The organism is Williamsia phyllosphaerae (genome assembly GCF_014635305.1).
Classification (GTDB): Bacteria; Actinomycetota; Actinomycetes; order Mycobacteriales; family Mycobacteriaceae; genus Williamsia_A; species Williamsia_A phyllosphaerae.
The window spans coordinates 1,693,774-1,714,466 of record NZ_BMCS01000001.1 but is presented as its reverse complement, the minus strand read 5'-3'; the positions used below and the strand labels follow the sequence as shown (position 1 = coordinate 1,714,466).

Sequence of the window (20,693 nt, the reverse complement as noted above, 5' to 3'; positions counted from 1 at the left end):
TCGTCGCGATGCCCGACCTCGCGCTGCGAAGCCTCGGTGGGGCCGCGGTGTGGACCAATGACGACCTGTTCGCCGAGGTGGAGAACCTCATCACCCCGGCGCCGGCCGAGTACCGCCCCTCGACGTTCGGACACCGGGGTCAGATCTACGACGGGTGGGAGACACGTCGTCGGCGCTCCCCCGACGGTGGCGCGCCCGAGGCGACCGCAGTGGATCAGGCGATCGTGCGCCTGGGCGTCCCCGGGATCATCCACGGCGTCGTCGTGGACACCTCGTGGTTCGTCGGCAACTACCCGCCCACCGTCTCGGTCGAGGCCGCGACCGTCGAAGGCCACCCGAGCGCCGACGAGGTCGCGAACTCCGCGCAGTGGCAGACCATCGTCGAGCGCAGCGAGGTCGGCGGCGACCGGCACAATCCGTTCGCGGTCGAGTCGACGGACTTGTTCACCCACGTCCGGTTGTCCATCTATCCCGACGGCGGTGTCGCCCGGCTCCGCGTGCACGGCCGTGGCGTCCCCGACCCGGCCATGCTGGGGCACGGCAGTTTCGACCTGGCCGCACTCGAGAACGGCGGGATGATCACCGACTGTTCCAACATGTTCTACGGCTCACCGAACAACCTGTTGATGCCCGGTCGCGCGCGGTCGATGGGCGAGGGATGGGAGACCTCCCGGCGCCGCGACGACGCCAACGACTGGGTGCAGGTACGTCTGGCCGACGAGGGCGTCCCCGGTCTCGTCGAACTCGACACCAGTTACTTCCTCGGCAATGCGCCCGGGGCGGCCCGCGTGCAGGGGCGTAACGCCGGCGGCGAGTGGTTCGACGTGCTCGAACACACTGTGCTGCAACCCGACACACGTCACCGCTTCGTCGTCGAGGGCGTCGGCCCGATGACCGAGGCCCGGGTGGACATCTATCCCGACGGGGGCATGGCGCGGTTCCGACTGTTCGGCGCGCTCACCGACGCAGGACGGGACGAGGTCGACCGACGCTGGTCGTCGGGCGACAACTGACGTGTCACGTGGTGGCGCGTAGCGGTAGGACGACACGACTATCCACAGGTTCGCTCGCCACCCGTTCACTTTGTCGGTACTCGAATGTATGTTCGATTAATGGCCATCGCGACCACCACCCCCGCACCCGAGACCGGTGTGCCGTTGGTGTCGCAACTCGCTGCCGACGAGGGCCACACCGCGGCTGAGCTGATCGAGATCCTGGCGCACTGTCGCGCAGTCCACGCCTCCGCGGACTACCGGATGTTGCAGGCCGCCAGCCTGATCCACGACGAACGCGAGGAAGACCACCTCAGCGAGATCGCCGGGGTCGATTCCGGTGAGGCGTCCTCGATGGCCGATCTCGCCGACCGGACGGATGCGGCTCGACTCGGGTGCGGTCCACGCGCCGACTTCGGGCCCGACGGCCTACAACGCGCGGTCGCCGAGGTCGGAGCCGTGCTGAACCTGCCGCCGGCACGCGCCCGCGAGATCATCACCGCCGGCGCCGATCTCCGCCATCGCCTTCCACTGACCGGCCACGCCCTCGCCGTCGGCCGGATCGACCTGGCCACGTTCCTCGTCGCCGTCTCCCGCACCCGGTTGTGCTCGTCGGAGACCATCGCCGACGTCGACGCCCATCTCGCGCAGGCAATCTTCGCCCGCCCACCGATGTCACGAGCGCGGTTCACCGTGATGGTCGACGCCATCATCGCCCAGATCGACTCCGACGCACTGCTACGTCGCCGCGCCCGCGCCGCCGCCGACCGCAAGGTCTCCGTCCGCCCCGACCACCACGCACCCGGCCAATCACGGCTCAGCGCATCCCTACCGATGGAGTCCGCCGCCGAGTTCGACGCACGGCTGACCGTCATGTCCGACGAACCCCACAGCAGCGATCCCCGGACCCTCGACCAGCGTCGCGCCGACGCGTTGGTCGCCCTGTCCCGCGGCCGACTCCACCTCCCGTGCGAATGCGACGACTGCACCACCACAGCCGAACCCGAGCAGGTTCAGCCCGCCACCACGACAGACGCCCCCACGGCCGACGAGGAGTCCGGCCCCGAGCACGCGGCGACCCACACATGCGAGTGCCACTGCGACACGGCCGCCCGACCCACCTTCCACATCGTGGTCAACCTGTCGACGCTGCTCGGCCTCGACGACGACCCCGGCTTCCTCGACGGCAACGGCATCATCGACGCCGACACCATGCGCTCACTCCTCGCCCAGGCAGAACGCGAGTTCATCCGCCCCGAACCACCCACACCGGACGCCACCGGCTACCGACCCAGCAAGAAACTCCAGGCGCTGATCCGCGCCGGCGAATTGTGCTGCACCTTCCCCGGATGCAGCGCCCCCGCATGGCACACCGATCTCGACCACACCGACCCGTTCAGCACAGGCGGCCGCACCACGCGCACAAACCTCAAACCCCTGTGCCGATTTCACCACCGCATCAAGACCTTCACCGCCTGGCGCGACCACCAGGACGAGATGGGGACCGTGTTCTTCCAATCCCCCACCGGCCACATGTTCCTCGGCAACGCCTACACCGGCACCGACCTGTTCACCGCACTGCGGTCGCCACCATCACCCACCGACCACCCCGCCCGCCGACACCTCGACGCCCTACGAACACGGCAGCGAGATGCTCACGCACGACTCATCGAACACAACCGGGAGGCAGAACCACCCCCACCGTTCTGATCAGGCGGCGCGGCGTGCCGAGGACTCGCGCAGCCGCGGCAGCACCTCGTCGACCACCAGCACCGCGGTGGCCAGGCCGTCGATCGGCGTGATGATCACGGCGTCGGCGACCTCGGCGACGTAGAGGTCCTCGATCAGCGTGCGCAGACCGTTGGGGGTGCCGACGTAACGCAGGGTGTCCGACGTCAGGGTCTCGCCGCGACGCAGCAGTTCGGCGCGGGCCGTGGAGGCCTCGGGCGCGATGAGCGCCTCCACCTCGAGGGCGACCACTAGATCGGCCGGGTCGTCGGCGGCGTCGGCACGCAGGCGGGCCCGTTCCCGGATCGACTCGCTCAGCGTCGAACGACGGATGCGCACGACGCGGGCGGGATGGGCATCGACCGGACGCGGGCCGCTCCACGCGATGGGGTGATGTTCACCGTCGATCGCGACGGTCAGTTCGGGGCGGAGCCGGGCGGTGGTGGTCATCTGGAGCCTTCCGATGCTGTCGCGGTGAGGTGCCGCAGTGCGTAGAGGAGTCGGTCGATGTCGTCGGCGCCGGTTCCGAGGCCGAAGCTGACGCGGACCGCCCCCTCGGGGTGACCCAGACGGTTCAACAACGGATGGGCGCAGAACCGTCCATCGCGGACGCCGATTCCGTGGGAGTCGTTGAGGAACTCGGCGACCGCACGCGGCGTCCGCCCCGCGATGCAGAACGCGGCGATGCCCACCCGGTCGGAGGCGTCGGACCAGATCGACAGTGGTTCGACCCCGGAGATCGAGTCGAGGCCGGCGTCGAGGCGGCAGCGCAGAGCGTGCTCGTGCAGACCGATCCGCTCGTGGCCGAGGTCGGTGATCGCGTCGCATGCCGCGGCGATCGCGACCGCGCCGAGCACATTCGGGGTACCGGCCTCGTGACGCGCCGGGCCGGTGGCCCACTGCACGTCGGTGTCGGAACCGTCGTCGACTGCGGTGTCGAATCCGCGGACGTCGACGGTGGCTCCCCCGCCCGCGAGGTACGGCTCGGCCGAGTCGAGCCAGTCGCCGCGTCCGGCCAGCACGCCGCACCCGAACGGTGCGTAGAGCTTGTGACCGGAGAACACGAGGTAGTCGATGCCGTGGCTGACCATGTTCAGCGCGCGGTGCGGGGCGAGTTGCGCGGCGTCGACCAGGATGCGGGCGCCGGCGCTGTGCGCGATGTCGGCGAGGGTGGTCAGTGGGAGTACCTCACCGGTGACGTTGGACGCGCCGGTCACGGCCAGCAGCGCCGCGGGAGAGCGCTGGAGTTCCTCCGACAGGGCGGTGATCGTCTCGGCGAGCGTCGGCCGACAGGTGACCACGCGGGCCCCGGATCGCTTCCAGGGCAACAGATTCGCATGGTGCTCGATGTCGAGGACAACGGTGTCGCCGGGGGTTGCGCCCGCGAGCAGGTTGATCGCGTCGGTGGTGTTGCGGGTGAAGATCACGTGGTCGTCGGCGCGGGCCCGGACGAACCGACGCACCGACACCCGCGCCTTCTCGTACCGATCGGTGGTCAGCTGCGACAGGTACCCGGCCCCGCGGTGGACGCTGGCGTACTGAGGCAGGGCCTGGCCGATCTCGGCGGCCACGACCGACAGCGCCGGTGCGCTGGCCGCGTAGTCGAGGTTGACGTAGCGGACCGAACGTTCGTCGCCGTCGAGCGCGGTGGTGATGTCCGCACCCACCAGGTCGGCGATCGGTCCGGGCCCGGCCGGAGCGGTCCGTTGCACGCGGACGGGTTCGAAGAAAGTGTCGGCCCGCGGGAACGTGATCGGGGTGGGGGCTACAGCAGTCATGGAAGTGGCAGTCCTCTCGAGTCGTGTGGGACTCGCGAGGAGTCCGCGCTTGCACACGCCGGTCTCGTACGTGTGCCTGGTCGTCACCCGGAGCACCCCACCGCGGTTGGAGGGTTGCCGATCAGCAAGCCGGGGCTGTGCGCTGATACTCATGACCTGGGCATAAGGATGCTCGCCGACCATCGGGGGTGTCAATCGAGGTGTGGCGTGTGACACATTCCACGTGCCCATTCCGAGCGGCGTCGTGGGCGGAATTGCGGTCACGGTGATCGCAAACCCCCCGGGTAGCGTTGACCGTGTGTCCTTCCACCTGTCCCGACCACATGGATCGGTCCGCGCGGGCGCGCCCACGGCGCAGTTCTCCTCTGCGGCCGACGCCGTCGCTGCGATCGCCGCGGGGCGCGCGTCTGGTCGCCCGATGGCGGTGGTCGGTGCGTTGTCGTTCGACACCGCCGCGCCCGACGCACTCGTCGCGGTCGATGGTCTCGAGCACGGCGATCCGTCGCTGCCCGACGCCGAGCCGTTGTCGGTGCCGATGACGCTGACCGCCTCGGTTCCCACGCCGGAGGTACACCGCGAGCGGGTCGCGGCCGTCATCGACCGCATCGTCGCCGGCGCGGCCGACAAGGTGGTGCTCGCGCGGTCGATCGAGATGCGGGCGGACGTCGATGTCGACATCGACGAGTTGGTCGCCGCGCTGGCCGCCGGCAACCACGAGCACAACGGTTTTCGCGTCGACCTCACCCCGGCAGGCGCAGGTTTCGCCGGACACACCCTGGTGGGCGCGAGCCCGGAGTCGTTGGTGCGCAAGATCGGTGACCGTGTGACGTGCCGGCCCTACGCCGGGTCGGCTCCCCGCTCTGACGATCCCGACGTCGACGCGGCTCGGGCGGCGGCACTGTTGGCGTCGGCCAAGGACCATTACGAACACCAGATCGTGGTCGCCTATCTGACGTCGGTGCTGGCTCCGCTGTGCACGACGTTGTCGGTGCCCGACGAGCCGATCCTGTTGAGCACCGGCGAGATGTGGCATCTCGCGACGCCGATCGAGGGGGTGTTGCGCGACCCGGACGTGACGTCGCTCGATCTGGCGATGCAGCTCCACCCGACCCCCGCGATCTGCGGCACCCCGACCGAGGCCGCGCGCACGATGATCCTCGAAACCGAGGAACCGCGTGGTTTCTATGCGGGCGCGGTCGGGTGGTGCGACACCGACGGCGACGGCGAGTGGATGGTCAGCATCCGATGTGCGGAGGTGTTCGCCGACCGACGGACGATCCGAGCGTGGTCGGGCGGCGGCATCGTCGCGCAGTCGGATCCGGCGGAGGAGTTGGCCGAGACGTCCGCGAAGTTCGCCACGGTACTGCGAGCACTGGGCTGCCCCGACCTGCTCACCTGACCTGGTCCGTGCCCAACTGGCGCATTCAGGTGCCCAACTGACGGAGTTACGTGCCCAACTGGCGGGGTTACGTGCCCAACTGGCGGTCAGACGGTCTCGTCGACCGGGACGGCCGCGTTGCGGCGCCGCTCGCGCCACCAGGCGACCGCGAAGTAGAGCAGGACCAGCACACCGACGATCAGGCCGCCGTAGAGCAGCAACCGCGCACCGACCGCGGCGCCGACGAGGTAGCCGAGCATCCCGACCGCGATGACCCAGACCAACCCACCGATCACGTTGGCGGTGAGGTAGAGCTTCACCGGCATCCGCGACATCCCCGCGACGAACGGCGTCAGGGTGCGGACGTACCCGATCCAGCGCGCGGCGATGACCGCCGGGATCCCCCGGTGTTTGACCGCGCGCGACACCTTGTCCCACCGTTGCGCACCGATCCTCCGGCCGAACCGGGAGTTGACCACCCGCGGCCCGAAGTGCCGTCCGAGCGTGAAACCCGTTGCGTCGCCGGCGATCGCGGCGACGCACGCGCCCGCGATCAGCCAGCCGACGTTGGTCGATCCGATCGCGGCCGCGACACCGCCGGTCAGCAGGGCGGTCTCGCCGGGCAGGATCAGCCCGAGCAGCGCGGCCGACTCGGTGTAGACCAACGTCCACACCAGCAGGTAGACCACCCATGGCGGAGTCGTCTCGATGACGCCGATCAACCAATCGATCACCGACTGCACCGCCGCGGCCTCCCGGCTACAGGGCCTGGTTCAGGTCGCCGACGAGATCCTCGACGCCCTCCAGGCCCACCGAGAGTCGGACGACGCTGTCCGAGAGTCCGATCGCGGCGCGCCCGTCGGGCCCCATCGCCCGATGGGTCGTGGTCGCGGGGTGGGTGATCAGCGACTTCGCGTCACCCAGATTGTTGGAGATGTCGACGATCGCGAGCTTGTCGAGCACCTCGAACGCGCGCAGTTTGCCGGTGACGTCGTCGCGGTCGTTGAGTTCGAACGTGACCACCGTGCCGCCACCGGTCATCTGCCCACGAGCGAGCTCGTACTGCGGATGTGACTGCAGGAACGGGTATTTCACCCATTTGACCCGCGGGTCGTCCTCGAGGAACTGCGCGATCCGCAACGCGGAGGCGGTCGAGGCGTCGACCCGAAGGCGCAGCGTCTCGAGCCCCTTGAGGAGCGTCCACGCGTTGAACGGACTCATGGCAGGACCGGTGTGCCGCATCAGGGTCTGCACCGGGCCGTCGATGTACTCCTTGGAACCGAGTACCGCGCCGCCCATCACCCGACCCTGGCCGTCGATGTGCTTGGTGCCGGAATAGACCACGACGTCGGCTCCGAGTTCGAACCCGCGCTGCAGCAGCGGCGTCGCGAAGACGTTGTCCAACACCACCTGTGCACCGGCCGCGTGGGCGAGCTCCGACACCTTCGCGACGTCGACGAGCGACTGCATCGGGTTCGACGGCGTCTCGAAGAACACCGCCGTGGTCGGCACCGACAGCGCCTCCTCCCACTGCGAGAGGTCCTCCCCGTCGACGAAGACGGTCTCGACACCCCAGCGCGGCAGGATCTCGTTACACACCACGAAGCACGACCCGAACAGGCTGCGGGCGGCGACCAACCGGTCACCGGCCTTCAGCAGCGCGCCCAACGACACGAACACGGCGGCCATCCCGCTGGCGGTGGCGAAACACGCCTCGGCGCCGTCGAGCAGACGCAGACGCTCCTGGAACATGGCGACCGTCGGATTGCCGTACCGGGAGTAGACGAAACGCTGGTCCTCGCCGGTGAACGCCCGTTCGGCCGCGGCGGCCGAGGAGTAGACGTACCCCGAGTTGAGGAACATCGCCTCCGACGTCTCGTCGAATCCGGAACGCATGAGACCGCCACGGACGCCGATCGTCTCCGGGGAGACGCCGGGTGGGAGGTCGCGGCCCTGCGGAATCACGATGACCGCGCAGTCACGACTGACGCCAGGGCAGCCCCTGCGCCTTCCAACCGACGACGCCGCGGTGTCCGTTCGCGTCGGTGGCACCCTCGAAGCCCTCGCTGATGTTGTAGGCCTTGGCGACACCGTCGGCGGTGGCGGTCTGCGCCGCACCGACCGAGCGCTGACCGGACCGACACAGGAACAGCACCTGGTTGTCGTCGGTGACGCCCGCGTCGCGCAGTTGCTCGACGAAGTGCTGGTTGCGTTGGCCGTCGGGGAAGCTGACCCACTCGATGAGGACCACCTCCTTGCCGAGCTCGGACAGCTCGGGGACTCCGACGTACGACCATTCCGCACGGGTGCGGACGTCGACGAGAACCGCGTTCGGGTCCTCGGCGAGGATGTCCCATGCCTGCTGGGGTGACAGATCGCCTGCGTAACTCATCCCAAAAGAGTGGCACAGACCCCGTGTGCCTCGCACATGGCGATTCTCACGGGCCCTTCGGTCCGCAGACCTTCCAGTCGTCACCCTGCTTCACCAGCGACAACGGCAGGACCTGGTTCGACGGGTTCTTGTTGTAGTTCCAGTGCATGTTCGCCGTCGCGGACGCGCCGTTGACCGCGGTCTCGGTGATGTCGGTGACGACGATGTTGCCGTGCTCGTCCCGCGAGCGCTGCGCGGCGTCGCGGAAGGTCGCGGCCGACGGGAAGGTCGACGCCTTCTGGTCGGTCTCGCAGCTCGCGTCACGGAACTTGTCGTAGGTGATCGAGTTCTTGGCCGTGTAGTAGTCGTTGATCGCGTGCGTGATCTTGGCGGTGTCGGTGAGCCGCTCGGACGCGGGCCGGACGAAATGGAACAGACCGATCGCGCCGAGCGCGAGGACCACGATGACGACGGCGATGAGAAACGGCCAGGCGGCCTTCCACCCCGGGTCGTCCGGTGTATCCGGTCCGGACGGGTTCACAGAGGAGTCGGTCGTTGCCATGGCCGCGATTCTATCGAGCGCGACGGCCCGACCGATTTGCCCCGATCCGCGACTCGGTGTCACTGTAGAAAGTGAGTGCAGCCTTGCCTTAGCTGCACCGGGATCGAAGGAGTACTGATGCACCGTCGCCTGAGCGTCGCCGTCACCGCCGTCGCCGCGACCCTCGTCCTGGGGGCGACCGCCGCGTGCTCGCCCCCCTCCGAGGACAGCGCAACCGAGAGCTCGGCATCCGTCGAACCGGGCGCCCTGCCGGTGACGATCGACCACCGCTACGGGTCGACCGAGATCGAGACCGCGGCCTCTCGCGTCGCGACGCTGGGCCCCGGCGACGCCGACACCCTGCTGGCGCTGGGCATCACGCCCACCACGATGGTGCCGTTCTCGGACCCGACCGAGAAGACCGTCGTCACGCCGTGGAACAAGGACCTCCTCGGCGAGAACCGCCCGGTGATACTCGCCGGCGCCTCACAGGACCTCGCGAGCGCGGTGACCAAGGCCATCGCGACCAACCCGCAGCTCATCGTCGCGGTCAACAACGCGGTGACGCAGAACGTCTACGACAACCTCGCGAAGGTCACCGACACCATCGTCCGTCCCGCGCAGTACGAGGACTGGCAGGTCCCGTGGACCGCGTCGACCACCGAGATCGGCACGGCCGTCGGCAAGCCCGAGGAGACGAAGAAGCTCGTCGCCGACACCGAGCAGAAGTTCGCCGACGCGAAGGCGGCCAACCCGCAGCTGGCGGGCCGCACGAGCGCGGTCATCCTGGGCTCCACCGGTGGCGGCGTCAGCATCTACAGCCCCGGCGACGGTCGCGGCCAGATCCTCACCAACCTCGGGATGACGTTCCCGGAGTCGCTGAAGAGCACGATCACCAACGGGTTCTACGGGTCGATCTCCGACGAGAACCTCAACCTGCTGGGCGGTCTCGACAAGCTCGTGGTGACCGACTACGCGGGGTCGACCGAGAAGCTGAAGGCCAACCCCGCGTTCACCAATCTCGACGTCGTCAAGCGTGGCGACGTGGTCTACGTCGACGCCGAGACCGGCAGCGCGATGTCGGTGCCGACGGTGCTCACGATCCCGTGGGTGCTCGACAAGCTGGTGCCGCAGCTGGCGAGCTGAGCGTCCGCGCCCCCACGTGGGCAAATACACTCCGCCGCGGTTGGCATAGGGTGCATCCCGACGCCTACCGTGGTAGGAGGCCTGCGCGAGCAGTCACCCGTCCCGACCAGAAAGTAAGTCTGAGCACATGAGCGCTGAGAACCGTCCGCTGCGAGTCGCCATCGTCGGTGCCGGCCCTGCCGGTATCTATGCCGCGGACGCGCTGATGAAGTCGGACACCGCCAAGGAGCGCGGGGTGAGCATCGATCTGTTCGAGCGGATGCCCGCACCGTTCGGGTTGATCCGCTACGGCGTGGCCCCGGACCACCCGCGGATCAAGGGCATCATCACCGCCCTGCACAAGGTCCTCGACAAGCCGCAGGTCCGCCTGTTGGGCAACGTCGACTACGGCACTGACATCACCCTCGACGACTTCAAGTCCCTCTACGACGCGGTGATCTTCTCCACCGGCGCGACCGACGACCGGGCGATGGACATCCCCGGCATCGATCTCGACGGTTCCTACGGCGCCGCGCAGTTCGTCGCCTGGTACGACGGGCACCCCGACTTCCCCCGCACCTGGCCGCTCGACGCCGAGAAGGTCGCGGTCATCGGTGTCGGCAACGTCGCACTCGACGTCGCGCGGGTGTTGGCCAAGACCGGTGAGGAACTCCTGCCCACGGAGATCCCGCCGAACGTCTACTCCGGTCTGACGAACAACAAGGCGATAGAGGTGCACGTCTTCGGACGCCGCGGACCCGCCCAGGCCAAGTTCACCCCGCTCGAGCTCAAAGAGCTCGACCACTCCCCGACCATCGAGGTCATCGTCGACCCGGAGGACATCGACTACGACGAGGGTTCCGCCGTCGCCCGACGTGGGTCGAAGATCACCGACCAGGTCGCCACGATCATCGAGAACTACGCCATCCGCGAGCCCGGCGACCGCCCGCACAAGCTGTTCCTGCACTTCTTCGAATCCCCCGTGGAGATCCTCGGCGCCGACGGCAAGGTCGTCGGGCTGCGCACCGAACGCACCCAGCTCGACGGCACCGGCAACGTCAAGCCGACCGGCAAGATGACCGACTGGGATCTCGGAGCGGTCTACCGCGCCGTCGGGTACCTCTCGGACAACCTCCCGCAGATCCCGTTCGACGAGCAGGCCGGTGTCATCCCCAACGAGGCCGGCCGCATCTTCGATGACGGCGAGCACCTGGTCGGGCTCTACACGACCGGCTGGGTCAAGCGCGGACCCATCGGCCTGATCGGGCACACCAAGGGCGACGCGAACGAGACCGTCGAATGCATCCTCGACGACATGAAGGCCGACAACCTCAACGCCCCCGGATCACCGGAGGAGTCCGCGGTCATCGAGCTGCTCGAGTCGCGCAGCATCCCGTTCACCACCTGGGACGGCTGGTACCGACTCGACGAGCACGAGCGCGCACTCGGTGAGGCCGAGGGCCGCGAGCGCGTCAAGGTCGTCGAACGCGACGCCATGCTCGCCGCCGCCGAGCCCGACAAGGTCACCAAGGCCTGATCCCACACGCGCGGCGCTGTTCTCGTCCGACGAGTTCAGCGCGTGGCGACCCCACGCCGAGCGGCCTCACGTGCGGCGAACTCGCGATAGCTCGTGGCGGGGCGACCGAGAAGTTTCGGCAGCACTTCCATGTCGCCGGCCGGCAGCCCGACGGTGTCGTAGTAGGTCATCATCGCGACGTAGCAGTCCTGGGACTCCTCCGGCCAGTTCCGCACTCCCCGCGTGTTGGACGAGGCCGCGAGTCCACGGACGACGTTGCTCAACGCATGAGTCCTGGTGGACGCCAGCGACTTCGCGACGATCGCCGCCGCCGCACCGACGCCCTGCAGTGGGCGCTTCACCGCGCTCGGAGGAAGTCGTACCGCCGAGACGGTATGGCCGAGAACGCCGCTCCAGATGGTCGCCATCTCGTGGCGGGCCAGTTCCTGGGTGGAGAGATCGTAGGTCTGGTCCGCGTGACCTTCCGGTGACGCGGTGATCATCGCTCCCACCTCGCCGATGTCCTCCGCGTCGACGACGCCCATCACGGATGTCGGCGACGACGGGTAGGGCAGGGTTCCCGCGAGCATCAGGTCCCAGAAGTCCAGGTAGTTCTGCATGAAGTGCGATGGCCGTAGGACCGTGGTCGGGACATCCGACGAATGGAGCACGCCCTCGACCCGCAGCTTCTCCTGGTGATGCGGCAACTCCTTGATCTCCGGGTGGATCACGGAGTTGAACACGATGTGTTCGACGTCGTTCGCGCGCGCCGCGGCGACCAACCCCTCGGCGATCGACACCTCGCGCACGACGGCCGTCGGACAGACGTGGAACACCCGGGTGACGCCGGGAACCGCACCGGCCACATCGGCATCCGAACGGATGTCGCCGATCACCACCTCGGCCGCACCGTCGGCACGCGCGACGCGGGCCTGTTCCTCGCTCTTGACGAACGCGCGCACGGTCTCGCCCCGCTCGGCCAGCCTGCGCGCCACGCTGCGGCCCACTCCCCCGCCGGCTCCGGTCACCAGGATCTTCTCTGTCACGTCCACTCCCTCGTCGGATGGGGCGACGCTACAAGATGGTTGACTGGCAGTCAACGAAATGTCACGCTCCTCGTCATGACCGAGAAGCCGCGAGATGACCATGCCGCCGAGTGAGCGCCGACGGTTCGCGGCCCGACGAACCCTCATCACCGGCGCGAGCTCGGGGATCGGCGAGGAGTTCGCCCGCGCCCTCGCGGCCCGGGGATCGGACCTCGTCCTCGTGGCGCGACGGGCCGACCGGCTGCAGAAGCTCGCCGACGAGTTGACCGAGAAGTTCGGGGTCGACTGCACCGTCGTGCCCTTCGATCTGGCCACCGACAACCCGGGCGAGACCCTGCGTGCGCAGGTCGACGGCGAGATTGATCTGCTCATCAACAACGCCGGGTTCGCGACCCAGGGCTTGTTCGTGGACACCGATCCGGCCGATTACCGCACAGAGATCGCAGTCGACGTGCTCGCGGTCGTCGACCTCACGCGCGCGTTCATGCCCGCGATGATCGAACGCGGCCGCGGCGGCATCATCAACGTCTCCAGCACCACGGCCTTCCAACCGGTGCCCTCGCTGGCGGTGTACTCGGCGTCGAAAGCGTTCGTGCTCAGCTTCAGTCAGTCGTTGTGGCACGAGGCGAGAAAGCACGGGATCACCGCGTTCACACTCGCGCCGGGACCCACCAGGACCGAGTTCTTCGACGTCATCGGCGACGATGCATCGGTCGTGGGGTCGTTCCAGACACCGCAACAGGTCGTCGCCACCGGGCTACGCGCACTCGATCGGCGTCGACCGCCACCGCACGTGGTCTCCGGTCGGCGGAACTCCATTGCAGCCCACCTCGCCGGCCTCGTGCCGCGACGGATACTCGTCCCGGCGCTGGACCGGGCAATGCATCCGACCACCTCGAGCGACCGCGGAGGCAACCGTGTCCACCCCTGACGACTCCGACCTCGCGTCGACATCCGCCTGGCGCGACTTCCCCTGGAAGGAGGTCGACCGCGACGTCGACATCGACGGCCGACGGGTGCATCTCGTCGACCTCGATCAGGCCGGCAACACCACCGACGTGGTCATCTTCCTCCACGGCATCTCCGCGAGTTGGCGTTGGTTCATCGAGATCCTCCCCCGAGCCGCCGAGACCCACCGCGCCATCGCCATCGACCTCCCAGGGTTCGGCGACTCTGAGTTCTCCTGGAGGCGGACCAGTTTCACCGCGCTCGCAGAGGCCGTCGCCGGCGTGTGTGCGGCGCTGTCCGTCGAGCGGGCGACGATCGTCGGGCACTCCATGGGATCGATCGTCGCGACCCGCCTCGCAATTGACCGGCCCGATCTCGTCGAACGACTCGTGATCACCGGAGGGCCCATCCTCTCGCTCACCGGTCTGGCACGAAACCCCGTTCAGACCTTCCTGGCCCAGCCTCGATCGGTCGCCACCCTGCTCACCGAACTGATTACCATCGGGGTTCCCCTGCCCGCACCGGTGACCGCACTGGTGGCCTCCTCACCGAGGCTGCTGAAACTTACGCTCGGCCCGTTTCTCGCGCACCCCGAGCGCCTGGATCCCGACCTCATGCGCCACGTCATGTCCGCGCTCGGCGCTCCGGGATCCTTCCCGGCCCTGCTCTCGACGATCGGCGACGACCCCGGCACCGACCTGTATCGGATCGCCTGTCCCACGAAGATCATCCGCGGCCCGCAGGATCCGCTGTCGCCACCGGCCGACGTCGACAGATTCCTCGCCGCGGTCGCGACCGCATCGGCAGTCGAGATCCCGGAGACCGGACACTGGCCGCACATCGAGAAGCCGTCGGAGTTCCTGTCCGAGCTCGAGGCGTTTCTCCGCGAGTAAGGTGGCCGCGTGGTCATCTGGGGTCTCGAGTCATGACGGGTGAGACCGGACAGGCCCGTCCCGCCACGACGCGAGCGCAGCAGAAGGCCGCCACCCGCGACCGCATGTTGACGGCCGCCTCCGAGCTGTTCACCGAGCGTGACTACGGCGACGTGACGATCGCAGACATCGCCACACGCGCAGGCGTAGCCCACGGACTGCTGTTCCATCACTTCTCGAACAAAGAGGGAATCTACCGCGCGGTCCTCGACAGCGTTGTCGCGCAGATGGATTCCGCGTTCACCACCCCGGTCGGCGCAGACACCCCGACGGTCATCCGAGCCGCACTGCGCACCCATCTGACCTACCTCGCAACCCATCGAGGCGTCGCGCTGCGGCTGATCGTCGGTCGGCGGCACCCCGACCCGACGGTTGCCGCCGTGTCCGACCGTGGTCGCACCCGGGCCCTGGAGGCATTGGCGGGATCGCTGGAACTGGACCCGACCAACCGGCTCATGCAGTTCGTCGGCACCACCCTGGTGGCCGCGTTCGACGAGGCGTCGTCATGGTGGCTGAACGATCCTGACCCCATCCCCGTCGACGCCCTCGTCACGTCGTTCATTGAACTCGGTATCGGCGCTCTGAAGGGCGTGCAGAACCTGGATGGCTGCCCTGACCTGCGGGAGCCCATCGCCACCCTCTCCGCTGCCGCCATGATGGATCACGACCGACCAGCGAAGTGACCGCTGTTCATTGACTGCCGTTCAGTGAACGGGTTAGCCTGAGACTCCGAGATCCACCACGGACGGAGTTCAGACGATGGCGACCTATCTCAGCCGTTACTCGACGGGAGACGCCGTGCGATGGGGTGTCGTGTCCCCCGCCGGGATCACCGAGCTGCAGGGGCAGTACGCGACGACCGCGGAGCTGCTGGAGAACGGCCGGGACGACTGGACCTCTGCGGCATCGCGCCCGCCGACCCATCAGGCCGATGCCGTCGAGGTGCGCTCGCCCATCACCACCCCGTGCCGAGTGCTGTGCCAGGGCGCCAACTTCCGGCAGCACGCGATCGACTCCGGCATGGATCCCGACAACCGCGCGTTCAATCTCTTCTTCGACAAGGCCGACGCCTCGGTCACCGGACCGCACGCCCCGGTCACCCGTCCGGCCCACGTCGCGCTGCTCGACCACGAGATCGAGCTCGCACTGGTGATCGGCAAGGCCATCACCGCGCCGGTGACGATCACCCAGGAAAGCCTGCGGGAGTACGTTGTCGCCGTCACCATTGCCAACGATCTGTCGGCCCGCGACGTCCAACTGCCGCAGGGTCAGTACCTGAAGGGCAAGAGCTATCGGGGTTTCTGCCCGCTGGGCCCGGTGCTGGCGATCCTCGATGACGCCGACCACGACCGCCTCGACGACATGGTGTTGCGGCTCCACGTCAACGGCGACCTCCGGCAGACCGACACCACCGCCAATTTCGTGTACCGTCCCGCCGAATCACTCACCGAGCTCAGCACGTTCAGCAACATGGCCGTCGGCGACGTTCTCCTCACCGGGACCCCACACGGCACCGCGGCGAAGTCGCCGCCGGCGATAGTGCGACGACTGGCCACCGCGCTGCTGCCCGAGCACGTGATGTGGAAGCTGTTCATCCGCCGCAACCTCGACGGCCCGTTCCTGAAGCCGGGCGACACCGTCACCGCCACCATCCGATCCTCCGACGGCGCCCTCGATCTCGGTGAGCAGCGCACACCGATCGTCGCGCCGCACTGATCACCGAAGGAGTCGACATGCCCTCGCACACACCGAGCCCCGCCCCCACCACGACAGCACTCGCGCCGGACCTGCTCGCGCACTTCGTGGTCAAGACGCCTCGCCCGACCGAGATGATCGACTGGTACTCGACGGTGCTCGGCGCGCAGGTCGTCCATGAGGATGACCAGATCGCGTTCCTCACCTGGGACGACGAGAGCCACCGCCTGGCGCTGGTCAAGGTACCGCCGGTGGTGCGATACCTGTTCCCGCTGGCCAGATTTCGTCGCAAGGTACTCGGCGTCGACCACCTCGCGTTCACCTACACCTCGCTCGAGCCACTGCTGCTGAACTACGAGCGCCTCGCCGCCGCGGGCATCACGCCGGTGTGGTCGATCAACCACGGTCCGACCACCTCGCTGTACTACGAGGATCCCGACGGCATCCGGCTGGAGTTCCAGACCGAGAACTTCCCCACGCCCGAGGCGACCGCGGAGTTCTTCTCCAGTCGCGAATTCGAGGCCAACCCGATCGGAGTCACCATCGACCCGTCCTACCTGCTCGAACGGATGCGGGACGGGGCCCCGACCGAGTCGCTGTTGCGACGCGACGCCGGTGTCCGGCCGGGGACGAAACCACGGGTCAACAAGCGCGCGATCACGTTCCGAACGCTGTGAGCACGACCGATCCGGTCCCGGTGGTGATCGCCGGCGCCGGCTCGACCGGGGCCACCGCGGCACTGTTGCTCGCACGTCGCGGGATCCCCACGATCATCGTCGACCGGCGCGCAGACGAGCTCACCCATCCCGCGGCTCACGTCATCCACGGGCGATCCCTGGAGATCTGGCGTGAGGCCGACCCCGCGCTGGCGGAGGAGATCTCCGGACTCGCGCCGCCGATCGAGTCGGTGAACCTCATCCGCTGGTGCTCGGACCTGAACGGTCCACCGCTCGGCGAGATCGACCTCGCGTCCCGGCCGGAGCAACTCGCGCGGGTCAGGTCGCACAGCGATTTCCTGGTCTCCCACGTCGGACAGCATCAGCTGATGCCGGTGCTGTGGTCGGCGCTCGATGACGAGCCGCTGGTCGACTTCCGGCGGTCCACCCGAGTCGAACACGTCGAGCAGCACGGCGACGCGGTGACCGCGACGATGAGCACCGGCGAGGAGGTGACCGCGCGCTACATCGTCGGCGCCGACGGCTCCAACAGCGACCTGCGCGAGTCAGCGGGGATCGAGATACACGGCCCGGTGCTGGCTCGGATGGGCAGCGCATTCTTCCGTGCGCCGGGCCTGTATCCCGCCGACGCACGTCCCCTGCTCAGTTGGATCTATCAGCCGAACTTCGCCGGCGTGATGATCGCTCACGCCGACGACCACTATGTGCTGATGAACACCTACCTGCATCCGGACCAGGATGTGGCCACATCCCGCGAGGCCTTCTGGGCCAGAACGCTTCCCGCGGTGCTGGGCGAGGGCCCTCAAGTCGACATCGTCTCCACCGGGACGTGGACGATGACGTCACAGACGGCGGAGGTGTTCCGACGCGGACGCCTCATCCTGGCCGGCGACGCCGCGCACCGGTTCCCCCACACCGGCGGGTACGGGCTCAACAGCGGCGTGCAGGACGCGCACAACATCGCGTGGAAGCTCGACGCCATCCTCGGCGGCGCGGCCACCGACCGTCTCCTCGACACCTACGAGGTCGAACGGCGCCCGGTGATCGATCTGTTCGCCCGACACAGCGTCGCGAACCACTTCCACCTCGACTCCGCGACCAAGTACTTCGGGGTGCGGAACACGATGCTGCAGCGAGCGACCACGGCGATGTCGCGGCGCCCGTTGTCGTTGCTACCGGGACGCATCGCGGCCCCGCTCGCGGAACGGGTCACGCGCGCGGGTCTGGCCCGCACCCGGATCCTGGAGTCAACGGGGTGGCGGGCACGGCGCGTCCGAGACCTCGTCGCCGGCAACATCCCCGGACAACTCGCGCACTTCGTATCGACCGGGCTCGAGTACGGCTATCGGTACGACGGCCCCCTCATCGCGTCCGAGCCGGGTGAGCGTGAGCCGGCCATCGGGTCCGACGACGTCGTCGAGTACCGCCCCACCACGAAACCCGGAGCCCGTCTGCCGCACACGGTCATCGACACCCCGGACGGGCCGAGATCGAGCCTCGAACTCGTCGACCCCCGACCGACGACACTGACCGTGTTCACTGCCGACGCGGCACAGTGGACGGAGGTACTCGACCTCGCGACCACCGCGGTGGCGCCGCTGACGACTCACGTCGTCGACCTGCGAGATGCCACGTCACCGGAGACCGCTGCCGATCTCTACGGTGTCGGAACCCTCGGCGCCGTGGTGGTCCGCGCCGACGGCCACGTCATCTGGCGGACAGACCGTCACGCCAGGGCAGGTGGCCCGGAATTGCTCGACACCATCCGCCGGCGGTGGCTGCCCTTCTTCCCAGACGAGCCCGCGGGCTAGTTCCCCGAACGCTCAGCAGCGACGGCGCGGCCCCAGCCCACCGTCGCGAACGCGATGTACGTGCCCACGAACGCGGCCGTCAACTTCACTCCCGGCCTGCGCGACAACGACTTCAGCACCGACATGCTCTCCCCTAACGACGATGTACAACTCTCGACACCGATCATCCACCCCGAGACCTACCGACACAACGCCGGCCCGCTGTTCGCGCGATCAGTCGGTGCCGGGCGCGAACAGCGACGGAGTCGGGCGATAGGGCTCTGCGTGATTGGACGAAACAGAATCCGGGGCCAACGGATACGAGCGGCGATATCGTGACCGCTTGACGCGCGCGATGTGCTCCTGGAGCGTGCGGTCTCCACGGGCCATGGCTCGTGCGCGGGTCGAGTAGATGGCCAGACCGTAGGCGACGACCCACACCGCCAGGCCGACGATGCCCGCCACCGTGAGGCCGGTCGCAAGGCCCGCCAATCCCAGAGCCAGAGCCGCAGAACCCGCCATGAACGCCGCCCAACCGACCTGCGCCCACATGGCTGCGCGCCGCAGTCGAGCGCGGCGAATGCGGGCCGCACTCATCGCCGGCCTGTGGTGCAGATGTGGTGCCTGAAAACTGAAGGTGACGGCCATGGCGTGCTCCTTGTGCAATTTGTGATCTACACCACATATACACCTCCGACGCGGGAGGGATCGTTTCCACTGAGGCGGTGACTTCTCAGACCACGGACGTGAACCTCGACGACGATCGCCGCGCGGAGCAACCGTGACCGACGAGCCGTCGCTGTTCGAGGTCGACGACGCCTCACGGCCCCTGGCGGACCGGCTCCGGCCGCGCAGCCTCGCCGATGTCAGCGGCCAGGACCACCTCCTCGCGCCGGACGCACCGATCGGTCGGCTGGTCACGGCGAAAAGGCTTGTGTCGATGGTGTTGTGGGGCCCTCCCGGATGCGGGAAGACCACGATCGCGCGGCTACTGGCGGAACAGACCGATCTGGTGTTCGAACCGTTGTCCGCCACGTTCTCCGGAGTCGCGGACCTCCGGAAGATCTTCCGATCAGCACAGACCCGACGTGAGGTCGGGCAGGGCACCCTGCTGTTCGTCGATGAGATCCACCGCTTCAACCGCGCCCAGCAGGACTCGTTCCTGCCCTATGTCGAAGACGGCACCATCGTCCTCGTCGGAGCGACCACGGAGAACCCGAGTTTCGAACTCAACGGCGCCCTGCTGTCCCGGTGCCAGGTGTTCGTGCTGCAGCGCCTCGACCACCATGCTCTCGGCGTCCTCGTCACCCGCGCCGAGGCGCTCTACGATCAACCGCTCCCCCTCACCGACGAAGCCAGGCGGGCGCTGATCGCGATGGCCGATGGCGACGGCCGGTACCTGCTGAACATGATCGAGCAGGTGCACGCGCTGCCGGCACCGGTCGACCCGGCCGCCCTCGCCGCGGCCGTACAGAAACGGGCACCGCTGTACGACAAGTCGCAGGAAGGTCACTACAACCTCATCTCGGCGCTCCACAAGTCGATGCGAGGTTCGGACCCGGATGCGGCCCTGTACTGGTTGGCGCGGATGCTCGACGGCGGCGAGGACCCACTGTTCATCGCCCGTCGCATCACCCGGTTCGCCGTGGAGGACATCGGCATGGCCGATCCGAACGCCGTACAGCAAGCCCTCGCGGCGTGGGACGTCTACGAACGCCTCGGGTCCCCGGAAGGCGAACTCGCTCTTGCGCAGGCGGTCGTCTATCTGTCGACGGCGCCCAAGTCCATCGGGGTCCACCGCGGGTTCGACCGGGCGCTCGCGGAGGCCAGACGCACCGGATCCCTCATGCCGCCTGCGCACATCCTGAACGCGCCGACCGGCCTCATGAAGGACCTCGGTTACGGAGCCGGGTACCAGTACGACCCCGACACCGATACCGGTTTCTCCGGCGCGAACTACTTCCCCGACGGCATGCCACGGCGCACGTTCTACGAACCGACCGCCGACGGGTACGAGCGGACCGTCGCCGAAAGGTTGCGCCGCTGGTCCGAACTCCGGGACGGCGGCATCCGCGACACCGACTGACTCGTGAGAAGCCGGGAACCATCGACTCCGCTCGTACGACCACTGTTGTGAGCGCAGTGCCCCGGGTGCTGCGACCGGATCAGAGCTACG

The 20,693-nt window shown here is 68.2% G+C and carries 21 protein-coding genes and 1 riboswitch; of the genes, 12 read left to right on the top strand and 9 right to left on the bottom strand.

What is annotated here, in order from left to right:
- Window positions 1-8 precede the first annotated feature (8 nt).
- Window positions 9-1,013 carry an allantoicase gene (gene alc, locus IEV93_RS08085; RefSeq protein WP_229705139.1) on the top strand — a complete coding sequence of 335 codons (1,005 nt, stop codon included), beginning with the start codon at window positions 9-11 and terminating at the stop codon, window positions 1,011-1,013.
- A 99-nt stretch (window positions 1,014-1,112) separates the two neighbouring features.
- On the top strand, window positions 1,113-2,702 hold the full coding sequence (locus IEV93_RS08080; protein WP_229704965.1) for an HNH endonuclease signature motif containing protein: 1,590 nt from the start codon (window positions 1,113-1,115) through the stop codon (window positions 2,700-2,702).
- Here IEV93_RS08080 and IEV93_RS08075 read toward each other — a convergent pair whose 3' ends face one another.
- On the bottom strand, window positions 2,703-3,170 hold the full coding sequence (locus IEV93_RS08075; RefSeq protein ID WP_188488585.1) for a hypothetical protein: 468 nt from the start codon (window positions 3,168-3,170) through the stop codon (window positions 2,703-2,705).
- Window positions 3,167-4,498 carry an aminotransferase class V-fold PLP-dependent enzyme gene (locus IEV93_RS08070; protein ID WP_188488582.1) on the bottom strand — a complete coding sequence of 444 codons (1,332 nt, stop codon included), beginning with the start codon at window positions 4,496-4,498 and terminating at the stop codon, window positions 3,167-3,169. The genes IEV93_RS08075 and IEV93_RS08070 overlap by 4 nt, the downstream gene beginning before the upstream one ends.
- Before the next feature lie 40 nt (window positions 4,499-4,538).
- Window positions 4,539-4,655, bottom strand: a riboswitch (SAM riboswitch).
- Window positions 4,656-4,796: 141 nt separating this feature from the next.
- Between IEV93_RS08070 and IEV93_RS08065 the strand changes: the two genes are divergently transcribed.
- Window positions 4,797-5,897 (top strand): isochorismate synthase, encoded by a 1,101-nt coding sequence (locus IEV93_RS08065; RefSeq protein ID WP_188488580.1) that lies wholly within the window; start codon window positions 4,797-4,799, stop codon window positions 5,895-5,897.
- Between the two features lie 86 nt (window positions 5,898-5,983).
- Here the strand turns inward: IEV93_RS08065 and IEV93_RS08060 are convergent, their stop codons facing one another.
- The 4 genes from IEV93_RS08060 to IEV93_RS08045 are packed head-to-tail and all read right to left on the bottom strand — an operon-like array spanning window position 5,984 to window position 8,809.
- The gene (locus IEV93_RS08060; RefSeq protein WP_229704964.1) at window positions 5,984-6,610 is read right to left on the bottom strand and encodes a DedA family protein; all 627 of its coding nucleotides are present in this window, start codon (window positions 6,608-6,610) and stop codon (window positions 5,984-5,986) included.
- A gap of 25 nt (window positions 6,611-6,635) precedes the next feature.
- The gene (locus IEV93_RS08055) at window positions 6,636-7,844 is read right to left on the bottom strand and encodes an O-succinylhomoserine sulfhydrylase (RefSeq protein WP_188490451.1); all 1,209 of its coding nucleotides are present in this window, start codon (window positions 7,842-7,844) and stop codon (window positions 6,636-6,638) included.
- A 10-nt stretch (window positions 7,845-7,854) separates the two neighbouring features.
- On the bottom strand, window positions 7,855-8,268 hold the full coding sequence (locus IEV93_RS08050) for a rhodanese-like domain-containing protein (protein ID WP_188488576.1): 414 nt from the start codon (window positions 8,266-8,268) through the stop codon (window positions 7,855-7,857).
- 46 nt (window positions 8,269-8,314) lie between these two features.
- Window positions 8,315-8,809: an Rv0361 family membrane protein gene (locus IEV93_RS08045; protein ID WP_188488574.1), complete on the bottom strand. Its 495-nt coding sequence runs from the start codon at window positions 8,807-8,809 to the stop codon at window positions 8,315-8,317.
- Window positions 8,810-8,926: 117 nt separating this feature from the next.
- On the opposite strand from IEV93_RS08045, the gene IEV93_RS08040 reads away from it, so the two are divergent.
- Both IEV93_RS08040 and IEV93_RS08035 read left to right on the top strand, forming a co-directional pair.
- Entirely contained in the window at window positions 8,927-9,934 is a 1,008-nt protein-coding gene (locus tag IEV93_RS08040; protein WP_188488572.1) for an ABC transporter substrate-binding protein, read from the top strand.
- Window positions 9,935-10,061: 127 nt separating this feature from the next.
- A complete protein-coding gene (locus IEV93_RS08035; protein ID WP_188488570.1) occupies window positions 10,062-11,450 on the top strand; it encodes an FAD-dependent oxidoreductase in 1,389 nt (462 codons plus the stop codon).
- Window positions 11,451-11,485: 35 nt separating this feature from the next.
- Here IEV93_RS08035 and IEV93_RS08030 read toward each other — a convergent pair whose 3' ends face one another.
- Complete coding sequence (locus IEV93_RS08030) at window positions 11,486-12,475, bottom strand: NmrA family NAD(P)-binding protein (protein WP_229704963.1); 990 nt, start codon at window positions 12,473-12,475, stop codon at window positions 11,486-11,488.
- A gap of 94 nt (window positions 12,476-12,569) precedes the next feature.
- Between IEV93_RS08030 and IEV93_RS08025 the strand changes: the two genes are divergently transcribed.
- The 6 genes from IEV93_RS08025 (at window position 12,570) to IEV93_RS08000 (ending at window position 18,538) form a co-directional block, all read left to right on the top strand.
- Window positions 12,570-13,406 carry an SDR family NAD(P)-dependent oxidoreductase gene (locus tag IEV93_RS08025; protein WP_229704962.1) on the top strand — a complete coding sequence of 279 codons (837 nt, stop codon included), beginning with the start codon at window positions 12,570-12,572 and terminating at the stop codon, window positions 13,404-13,406.
- Window positions 13,393-14,316: an alpha/beta fold hydrolase gene (locus IEV93_RS08020; protein WP_188488566.1), complete on the top strand. Its 924-nt coding sequence runs from the start codon at window positions 13,393-13,395 to the stop codon at window positions 14,314-14,316. Before IEV93_RS08025 ends, IEV93_RS08020 begins: the two co-directional genes overlap by 14 nt.
- A gap of 32 nt (window positions 14,317-14,348) precedes the next feature.
- Complete coding sequence (locus IEV93_RS08015; protein ID WP_188488563.1) at window positions 14,349-15,038, top strand: TetR/AcrR family transcriptional regulator; 690 nt, start codon at window positions 14,349-14,351, stop codon at window positions 15,036-15,038.
- Window positions 15,039-15,114: 76 nt separating this feature from the next.
- Entirely contained in the window at window positions 15,115-16,071 is a 957-nt protein-coding gene (locus IEV93_RS08010; RefSeq protein ID WP_188488561.1) for a fumarylacetoacetate hydrolase family protein, read from the top strand.
- 17 nt (window positions 16,072-16,088) lie between these two features.
- The gene (locus IEV93_RS08005; protein ID WP_188488559.1) at window positions 16,089-16,727 is read left to right on the top strand and encodes a VOC family protein; all 639 of its coding nucleotides are present in this window, start codon (window positions 16,089-16,091) and stop codon (window positions 16,725-16,727) included.
- Window positions 16,724-18,538 carry an FAD-dependent monooxygenase gene (locus IEV93_RS08000; RefSeq protein ID WP_188488557.1) on the top strand — a complete coding sequence of 605 codons (1,815 nt, stop codon included), beginning with the start codon at window positions 16,724-16,726 and terminating at the stop codon, window positions 18,536-18,538. The genes IEV93_RS08005 and IEV93_RS08000 overlap by 4 nt, the downstream gene beginning before the upstream one ends.
- Here IEV93_RS08000 and IEV93_RS22605 read toward each other — a convergent pair.
- Both IEV93_RS22605 and IEV93_RS07995 read right to left on the bottom strand, forming a co-directional pair.
- Complete coding sequence (locus IEV93_RS22605; protein ID WP_268237465.1) at window positions 18,535-18,663, bottom strand: hypothetical protein; 129 nt, start codon at window positions 18,661-18,663, stop codon at window positions 18,535-18,537. The two genes, IEV93_RS08000 and IEV93_RS22605, sit on opposite strands and share 4 nt — an antisense overlap.
- An 88-nt stretch (window positions 18,664-18,751) precedes the next feature.
- Complete coding sequence (locus IEV93_RS07995; protein ID WP_188488555.1) at window positions 18,752-19,165, bottom strand: hypothetical protein; 414 nt, start codon at window positions 19,163-19,165, stop codon at window positions 18,752-18,754.
- Between the two features lie 133 nt (window positions 19,166-19,298).
- Here IEV93_RS07995 and IEV93_RS07990 point away from each other — a divergent pair, with 133 nt between their 5' ends.
- Window positions 19,299-20,603 (top strand): replication-associated recombination protein A, encoded by a 1,305-nt coding sequence (locus tag IEV93_RS07990; protein WP_188488553.1) that lies wholly within the window; start codon window positions 19,299-19,301, stop codon window positions 20,601-20,603.
- Window positions 20,604-20,693: the final 90 nt, after the last annotated feature.